This is a genomic window from Chryseobacterium sp. SIMBA_029, from assembly GCF_046535275.1.
Classification (GTDB): Bacteria; Bacteroidota; Bacteroidia; order Flavobacteriales; family Weeksellaceae; genus Chryseobacterium.
Window position 1 is genome coordinate 1 of sequence record NZ_JAWRXA010000783.1, and the last position, 241, is coordinate 241.

At 36.1% G+C, this 241-nt stretch carries 1 protein-coding gene; it reads right to left on the reverse strand.

The annotated features are described in order from the left end of the window. Positions 1-46: 46 nt before the first annotated feature. A partial coding sequence (locus SB679_RS26065) for a hypothetical protein (protein ID WP_410705296.1) occupies positions 47-241 on the reverse strand: 195 nt, incomplete at its 5' end.

Sequence of the window (241 nt, forward strand, 5' to 3'; positions counted from 1 at the left end):
GGCTCAAAGCCGGGATTCATATTTATAAAATCTAATATTGTGATAATTAGAAGTTGAATGATAAAGTTGTAGACCAGGTTCTTCCGAATCCGAAGAAAACTCTGTTTCCGTCAGCAATACCTTTGTAAGTTCTTCCTGCTGCTTCGTAGGTGATTCCAAAATCAGCATCACCAGCTTTAGCTTTAGGATTAATTAGATCTGTAGTCTTGATGTTAGTTACACCATCTTGAATATAAGTAGT